The following is a 6,892-nucleotide window of genomic DNA, read 5'->3' as shown; positions in this document are numbered from 1 at the left end:
TGTTGTTCAAGCACCCCGAGGGAGGCCCACCGCTCTCCCTCATACAAGTTGACGATTTAAGAGGAAAAACCCATCAGGGAAGGTGGCCGTACTCACGGCCTGCAGCTCGTCGATGTTCTCGGTCTGGTCCAGGGGGGCCAAACGTCCCGCAATCGAGGTCTGAAAGCGCCAGTAATTGCGTGCCGGAAGCATGGTGCGGGCAGTGACATGATCGGTCCCTGTCGCCCCCGTCATCAGCGCACGCATGATCATCGAGCCATGCCCGAAGATCGTTTTGGGGATCTGCGAGTGCCCCTCCGGCGGCGCCCCTGTGCCGAAGCTCGCGACCACCACGTTGTCCAACTGGATAGCCTTGCCGGTCCCTTTGGCGTGGCTCACCGACTCGCTGATTGCGAGCACCACCGGGTTGTTGGCCGTCATGCCGCCATCGGCCATAGGATGCTTCACCCCGGTATCGTCGACTGCCATCAAGTGGGGATCCCAAAACAGGGGGGCGGCGGTCGAGGCTCGACAGACCTCCCAGACCGGCAGGCTTTTGTGCTCTTCCTTGGCCGAGGAGAAGACATGGACCTGCAGGCTTTGGATGTCGTAGGAGAGGGCGAGGGTGGGGGGCGTCAGATCGCCCATCCGGCAGTCATGGAAGATCGAGCGCAGCAGCTCCTCGAGACCGGCACTCTCGTACTTGGCCATCAAGCCTGCCCGAGCGGCGATCCGTCGGCCTCGTTCCTTCATTGAGTGCGGCTTGGAGAAGGCGACATGGGCCCCGTTGAGCCACATCTCACGCGCCTGCGTGGCGGTCATCCCCATCGCAAACCCGCACCCGAGGATCGCCCCGATCGAGGTCCCTGCGATCAGGTCGCAGTGGGCATGCACGGGCCCGTTGAGATAACGCTCCAGCCGCTCGATCCAGAGCACCGGAATGATCCCGCGTACGCCACCCCCGTCGATGGTCAGGATCCGGTAGGGCCTGGGGCTCAAACCGAGCGTTTCGGCGAGATTCATGGTTCCCTCCCGCCGACCGAAGCCGGCGACATAAAAATGGCCGAGTCGGTTAGTGGGGGGCTTGATCGGTCGACTCGACCGCAACGCCTTCCAGGGTCAGCATGACCTCGCCTTGCTGGATCATGATCAGATCACGGACGCGCTCGATGGCCTCGTTGTCGGTTGCCGTGGCATCGATCGCCATGGTCAGCTTGCCATCGTCGGAGACCGTGATCTTCTTCACGCGGCAGGTCAGTCCCGAGATCTGGATCGTTTCCATGTTGACCGAGGCGTCACGACCACCATCGGTGCGGAAGGTGCGTTCGGATTGCATGGCAAGGTCCTCGTGTGTGTTGAGTGATGCGGCGGCAGGTGTGCCGTCCCGTCGCTCCGTCAATGAGCAACGCCGCTACAAATAGCACATTTAATAATTTTTACCACTATTTGTGCTTTTTGATCTCAGGCCAAAGATCCGAATCCGGACTACAGGATCCAGCCTAGCGACACTCGGCAGAACACGTTTAGTAAGCTTCTCCCGATCTCGATACCATCAACCGACGGCCTCAGCTTGGTCTTCGAAAAGGTCGTGAACCCTAATCGAGAGCCCTTCAGCAAGCGTGTTCAGTGTTTCCATGGTGGGATTAGCGCCTCCCGTCTCCAAGCGACTGATCCAGGTCTGGGATAACCCGGTGCGTTCCGCCAGATCTTCTTGAGACAGCCCAGCGGAAACGCGACGATGACGTAAGTTCCTCGCCAATGCATTCGACATGGTGACCTCCGTTGTACATTTAGTGTGTTTTTAGCACTTTTGGTATTGATTGAAAAGCACATCTGATTAACACTGTCAGTATTAAACTGACGGGCCCAACAGATGCGGCAGATCCATGAACGGCGAGCGATTGCGCGAGGCGCGACGACGCGCCGGGCTCAACCAGACCGAGCTCGGTCGGCGAGTCGGGCTCAGTCAAAGCATGATTGGAGCGATCGAGCGAAACGAGCGTTCGCCGAGCCCCGAGACCGCACAGGCGATTGCCGATGCCCTGGGGATCGTGCTCGACAGTCTGGCGGACAATGCTCGTCATCTGCCGGACAGCCCGGATGCTCTGCTGGAGAACCGGTACACCGCCGAGGGCCTGCGCGAGCTGGCGAGCGACCGGGTGTTGGCGGCGAGCCTCGACATCCAGCCGTCCGAGTGGCGTGCCTTGCGATCGCTGGTCTTGCCAACTCCCGTGACCAAGGACGGATACATCGCCCTCCTGATCACGATCCGGCTGGTGACGGGAGGGCGGGGCACTCCGCCGCGAGACCCGACCGAAAGTCCCTGATACGAGCGTGTGTTTCTGCACGACGAGCGTGCGTTCCATAGCGCTAGGGCATCCTTCCTGAAATGCCGATTTCAGGAAGGATGCTACAGGCACATGGGCACCGTCGGGGGCGGTATCGACGCGCGGAGTAGGTCAAAGGGATGCCCGCAATCGGGCAAGGCGCAACGACCAGTACGCATGGAATAGCACTATCAATCATAGGCTTGTGCAACGTGACGACCGTAGACTACTGGACCGCACGCACGGATTTCCTCGCCGACCTGCGCTTCACGCGTGGAGCGGCCGTGGGAACCTGCGCAGGCTATGCCTCGGATCTGAAGCTGTGGGGGGAGTGGCTCGATGAGCTCAATCGTGACTGGCGCGATTGCAGCCACGTCCAGGTCGAGCAGTGGGTCGGTTGGCAGACTCGCGAGCGTAAGATCAAGGCGCACATCATCGCCCGCCGCGTGTCGTGCCTGTCGTCCTTCTACAAGTGGGCCCAGAAACGCAGCCTGGTCCAATCCGATCCGGTCTACCTCGCCGACAAACCAAAACGGCCGCAACGACTGCCGATCTGGCTTGAACGTGACGAGCAGGCGCGTCTTCAGGCGGTCGCGGCCGAGATCGAGAACCTACCCGACAACCTCCACGGAAACGCACGGCAACGGATTCTCGATGCGCGGCGACGTCACGGCGTGCTGTTCGCCTTGATCCAGCATTCCGGTTTGCGGATCTCCGAGGCGCTTGGGCTAAAGGTCAAGGATGTTCGTATGACCAACCACGTGGCCAAATCTGTCCGCGTGGTCGGAAAAGGCAACAAGGAGCGGATAGTGCCCTTGCCCGTGGTGTTCGGTGCCGCCTTCGGACTCTGGGTCGCGGATCGTCCGAAGGAAGCGCACGTCTTCGCCAAAGCCCCCGGCGAGGGACCGCCCAGTCCGAAGGCGGTGCGCCTGTACCTCCGGCGCTTAGTCGAGCGCGCTGAGATCGACAAGCGAGTCACCCCGCACAAACTGCGTCACACCTATGCAACCAGACTCCTCGAGTCCGGGGCGCAGCTGGTCGATATCCAGGCACTCCTGGGCCACGTGAGCATCTCGACCACCCAGATCTACACACATGTGACTGAGGAGCGGATGGCGGACGTTGTCTCGAAGCTTTAGAAACAATGCGTTACGCGAAACAGGCGCGCCTACGCGAAGTTCGTGGCTCTCAGCCCACGCGAGTGCCCTGGATTTCGCGTAGCACCACCGGGAATGGACAGTTTTTGACCGCTGTTGAAGAGGGTAGGGCGATGCAACGATGGGTCAACCCGGACACGGCACGGTACTATCAGGCAGACCTGGTCGAGGATCTCTTCGGTGGCTGGTCTGTGGTCACGGCCTGGGGCGGGTTGATGTCCCATCGGGGGCAGATGCGGACGGCCTGGGTAGCGACGCGAGAGCAGGCGGAGAAGCGGTTGGAGGAGATCGAGAAGCGGAGGAGGGCGCGGGGGTATCGACCGGTCGACCAGCCCTGTAATTGATGCCAACGGACTTGGAGGTCATGCACATAAACACGCTCGGAACTCCATTGAGCTTCTGCCGCTGCGCAACCCACCTACGCTCCATAGATCGTCCAAAAGCGATATCCAAGTGCGTACACTTAAAGGTTTTTGTAACATGATGTATTAAATGGTATCATTAGAAGTCATTTTCATGCTCACTTTGATATTGGACCCCATAAAGCCGAGGTGACGGAGCATCTGCAGCATGGAGGCATAAAAAGGATCTTACCGTGATTGTTAATGATATGAGCTTTCTTGCCCACCTCATCGCAATGCCGTCAAGCGTAATCGCTGATCCGCATTCGGCAGTGACCACCGCACTATAGCTCCTATGCTCGCCTTAAAGGCTGAGCCAGTCTCTGGATCCGTCAAAGCACCTCTTCGCTGATAATAACCATCAGTTTATAAAGACTTTCGGATTCACAGCGGAAGCGGGCACCTTTTGTTCGTGATCGAGCTTATAGTAGAGCTTTTTAACGTAGACATTGGAACCAGCCCCGCCGCCATTATGAGGCTTAATCGCCGATCATCATCTGCCTACGACCTTTGGGTCCCGATCGGGTCCCAGCAAGCTTAGAAAAACCAAATATCCGCCAGAGCCGCTGCGATCGTTATCAGTCCCAAAGTCCGACTTGAAAATACTAACATCTAAAGGATTCTACAACATGGCCCACGTGATCAACTCCAACTGCATAAACTGTGACGTATGTGTAGAAGAGTGCGGCCCTCGTGCGATATTCCCAGGGCCTGAGATCTACGTCATCGACCCAGCAGTATGCAACGATTGTCGCGACAGTTCCGATTTTCCAGAATGTGTCGAAGTCTGCCCAGTCGACTGTATCTTACCGGCTGGGAAGGTTTCCACCCCAATTAATATCGAGGTTCTTAAAGAGCAAGGTAAAGAGCGACTTCGGCTGGAGGAGGCCCGCAAGCCGGGGCCTGTAATCGCAAAGATTGAACAGCCGTTCGGCGTCTCTCCTCCTATCGTCCATTGTCCCATCTGTGGTCAGGCAGCGATCATTGTCGAAGACCATGTTGCTCTAACTAACCCGTGCCCTCACCTGGCGTTTATATTCGTTGGAGAGGTTGGGGAGTTCGAATATAGGTCGCCTGATTTCATGGCACGCACCACGGACCAGGTCGGCGAGGCCACGACCATTACAGACGAAGATGATGAGGGCGACTATGACGATGATGATATATTCCTCACCGTTGATAATTTCCCGGAACTCCTACGAAAAGCAGGATACGACAATAGCTTTCTGGCTCTTGAGATCACCTACAGCGGGATGGCATGCGGGCCAATCGGCTCTACCGATATCTATGGTTACGACTACGCTCTCATCGAATCAGATGATGGTCAAGGCTGAATCCGCAGCCATCGCTGCGCGCCATGGAGAGCGAAGCGAAGGCGCGTAGTCCGGGGTAGGCGTGGGCGCGAGCGTGATGCCGCAGTGGCGAAGGGGCGGGAGTCCCGAAGCTGCGGAGGCAACATGCAGAGCGCATCCCACACGCCGTAAAGCCATTTGAGGGCGCAGTCGTGCCCGGCGAACCCGGGTACAAAAGGCCGTCGCCAAGGACCGAGTCCTCGCGGCAGCAGGATGCCCCCGCGAGGGATCACGAAGGACACGCGACTCTCCGGCCCCTAGAAAACATATCGCTACGTTTTTCATGAGATCCATCCACTTTTTAAGATTTGAAAGCGAAGGCGCTATCCTCTTTTTCAACATGACGGTGCGATTCGAGTAAACGACCTGAACAAAAACCGGAATAAGGCGCAAGGTTAAGTTATGAAAAAACAACGTTCAGCTAATCGTATCCTGTCATCGAAACGCCGTTCCAGCCGGCAGGGCACTGCCATAATGCTGTGGGATTACATCGACTTCGCGACACGGAAACGTATAGCATCGAGGATTCGCGAAAAGCCACAGGGGTCGCGAACGCCGATGGAGCAATATCAGATGGTATCGACTGAACTTGTCGAGGCCATGCTGAATGAAGATGAAACCCGCTTTCAGAATGGAATCAGTGAGCTCCTTAGTTTGTCGCGTATGGATGATGTGCCGGCATTGGCGTTATTGGAGTTAGGATATTTCCTACTCCTGCGTGGTCTTGCTGCAATGGCGATACCGTATCTCGAACAAGCGGCTGCTCTATCTCCTCGGAACCGCGATATCTGGACTCTGAAATGCCTTGGACATGTCCGACTAGGTCAGCGACAACAAGCGATCGATAGCATGGCGGTGGCTGTAGATATTGAGAGTTTCCCAGAAGATATCAATTTACTAGAGGCTCTTCAAGCCGGGGAAGCGAGCATTGAATCTCAGGCGGCATCAGTACTTTTTCACCCCAGCTTATCCTTGTTCGACGACTCATCTGAGGCGAACTTTCATAACCGTATCTATCGCTTTGCATTACATCAAATAGAGCGAACAGACTCGAATAACGTTGAAATCATCTCGGAGCTGGCTAAGTGCTATTATCGACTTAATGAGCTTGAGAGGGCTGAGGGCTACGCGAAAAGGGCTCTCGCTTCTAAGCCTTGTTGCTCAGAATGCCTTACATTGCTTGGGTTAATCGAAACAAATAGGAAGCGAGATAAGGATGCAATTGAGTATTATCGCCAAGCCGTCGAATGCGACGGCCAGGCGCTCCTCGCGCGTATTAATCTAGCTTCGGCCATTCAGTCGGAGGGGGGGTGGTCGGAATCCCGTAGCCTACTGGAAAAAGCTTTGCAGCTTGTACAGAACAAGGAGGAGAAAGGTGCTCTTAATGAGAGTGAGCGCGAATGGGCCTGCATCGGGTTGGATTTACTTGCAAGCAATGTCGGAGTATCCGAGCACGATGTCGTTCGGGAATTGGCGCTACGGGAACAAGCACTTGAAGTGGGTTGCTCTAAAACACCAGCTTTCATCGCGAACTTTGCATTGTGTCTCTTCTTCAACGCGAAGTTCGAAAGGTTTTTGCGTTATACCTCATATAGGCACAAGCTCGCATTTCTTGAATGCCTGGAATTTCAGCGTGAGTAAAGAGTCCAGCTCCTTCTTGTGCGTGGTGTGCGTTT

At 56.5% G+C, this 6,892-nt stretch carries 8 protein-coding genes; 5 read left to right on the top strand and 3 right to left on the bottom strand.

The annotated features are described in order from the left end of the window. Nucleotides 1–39 precede the first annotated feature (39 nt). The 3 genes from BLV04_RS23855 to BLV04_RS26155 all read right to left on the bottom strand — a co-directional run bounded on the left by BLV04_RS23855 (nucleotide 40) and on the right by BLV04_RS26155 (nucleotide 1,750). Nucleotides 40–1,002: a patatin-like phospholipase family protein gene (locus BLV04_RS23855; RefSeq protein ID WP_093038597.1), complete on the bottom strand. Its 963-nt coding sequence runs from the start codon at nucleotides 1,000–1,002 to the stop codon at nucleotides 40–42. 49 nt (nucleotides 1,003–1,051) lie between these two features. Beyond that, nucleotides 1,052–1,315, bottom strand: coding sequence for a hypothetical protein (locus BLV04_RS23850; protein WP_093038595.1), 264 nt, complete (start codon nucleotides 1,313–1,315; stop codon nucleotides 1,052–1,054). Between the two features lie 216 nt (nucleotides 1,316–1,531). Beyond that, complete coding sequence (locus tag BLV04_RS26155; RefSeq protein WP_093038593.1) at nucleotides 1,532–1,750, bottom strand: helix-turn-helix domain-containing protein; 219 nt, start codon at nucleotides 1,748–1,750, stop codon at nucleotides 1,532–1,534. Between the two features lie 115 nt (nucleotides 1,751–1,865). Here BLV04_RS26155 and BLV04_RS23840 point away from each other — a divergent pair, with 115 nt between their 5' ends. The 5 genes from BLV04_RS23840 to BLV04_RS23820 all read left to right on the top strand — a co-directional run bounded on the left by BLV04_RS23840 (nucleotide 1,866) and on the right by BLV04_RS23820 (nucleotide 6,857). Beyond that, complete coding sequence (locus BLV04_RS23840; RefSeq protein WP_093038591.1) at nucleotides 1,866–2,306, top strand: helix-turn-helix transcriptional regulator; 441 nt, start codon at nucleotides 1,866–1,868, stop codon at nucleotides 2,304–2,306. Between the two features lie 212 nt (nucleotides 2,307–2,518). Continuing rightward, on the top strand, nucleotides 2,519–3,445 hold the full coding sequence (locus BLV04_RS23835; protein ID WP_245732020.1) for a tyrosine-type recombinase/integrase: 927 nt from the start codon (nucleotides 2,519–2,521) through the stop codon (nucleotides 3,443–3,445). A gap of 131 nt (nucleotides 3,446–3,576) precedes the next feature. After that, on the top strand, nucleotides 3,577–3,807 hold the full coding sequence (locus tag BLV04_RS23830; protein WP_093038599.1) for a WGR domain-containing protein: 231 nt from the start codon (nucleotides 3,577–3,579) through the stop codon (nucleotides 3,805–3,807). Between the two features lie 686 nt (nucleotides 3,808–4,493). Next, the gene (locus BLV04_RS25185; RefSeq protein ID WP_175534790.1) at nucleotides 4,494–5,198 is read left to right on the top strand and encodes a hypothetical protein; all 705 of its coding nucleotides are present in this window, start codon (nucleotides 4,494–4,496) and stop codon (nucleotides 5,196–5,198) included. A 420-nt stretch (nucleotides 5,199–5,618) separates the two neighbouring features. Continuing rightward, the gene (locus BLV04_RS23820; protein ID WP_093038587.1) at nucleotides 5,619–6,857 is read left to right on the top strand and encodes a tetratricopeptide repeat protein; all 1,239 of its coding nucleotides are present in this window, start codon (nucleotides 5,619–5,621) and stop codon (nucleotides 6,855–6,857) included. The last annotated feature ends 35 nt before the right edge of the window (nucleotides 6,858–6,892 follow it).

The sequence above is a fragment of the Thiocapsa roseopersicina genome, from assembly GCF_900106925.1.
Classification (GTDB): Bacteria; Pseudomonadota; Gammaproteobacteria; order Chromatiales; family Chromatiaceae; genus Thiocapsa; species Thiocapsa roseopersicina.
This window is presented reverse-complemented; position numbering and strand designations above follow the sequence as displayed.

Coding starts and splice junctions, on each gene's coding strand:
- BLV04_RS23855 (WP_093038597.1), bottom strand. CDS start 1,002: ATGAATCTCGCCGAAACGCTCGGTTTGAGCCCCAGGCCCTACCGGATC.
- BLV04_RS23850 (WP_093038595.1), bottom strand. CDS start 1,315: ATGCAATCCGAACGCACCTTCCGCACCGATGGTGGTCGTGACGCCTCG.
- BLV04_RS26155 (WP_093038593.1), bottom strand. CDS start 1,750: ATGTCGAATGCATTGGCGAGGAACTTACGTCATCGTCGCGTTTCCGCT.
- BLV04_RS23840 (WP_093038591.1), top strand. CDS start 1,866: ATGAACGGCGAGCGATTGCGCGAGGCGCGACGACGCGCCGGGCTCAAC.
- BLV04_RS23830 (WP_093038599.1), top strand. CDS start 3,577: ATGCAACGATGGGTCAACCCGGACACGGCACGGTACTATCAGGCAGAC.
- BLV04_RS25185 (WP_175534790.1), top strand. CDS start 4,494: ATGGCCCACGTGATCAACTCCAACTGCATAAACTGTGACGTATGTGTA.
- BLV04_RS23820 (WP_093038587.1), top strand. CDS start 5,619: ATGAAAAAACAACGTTCAGCTAATCGTATCCTGTCATCGAAACGCCGT.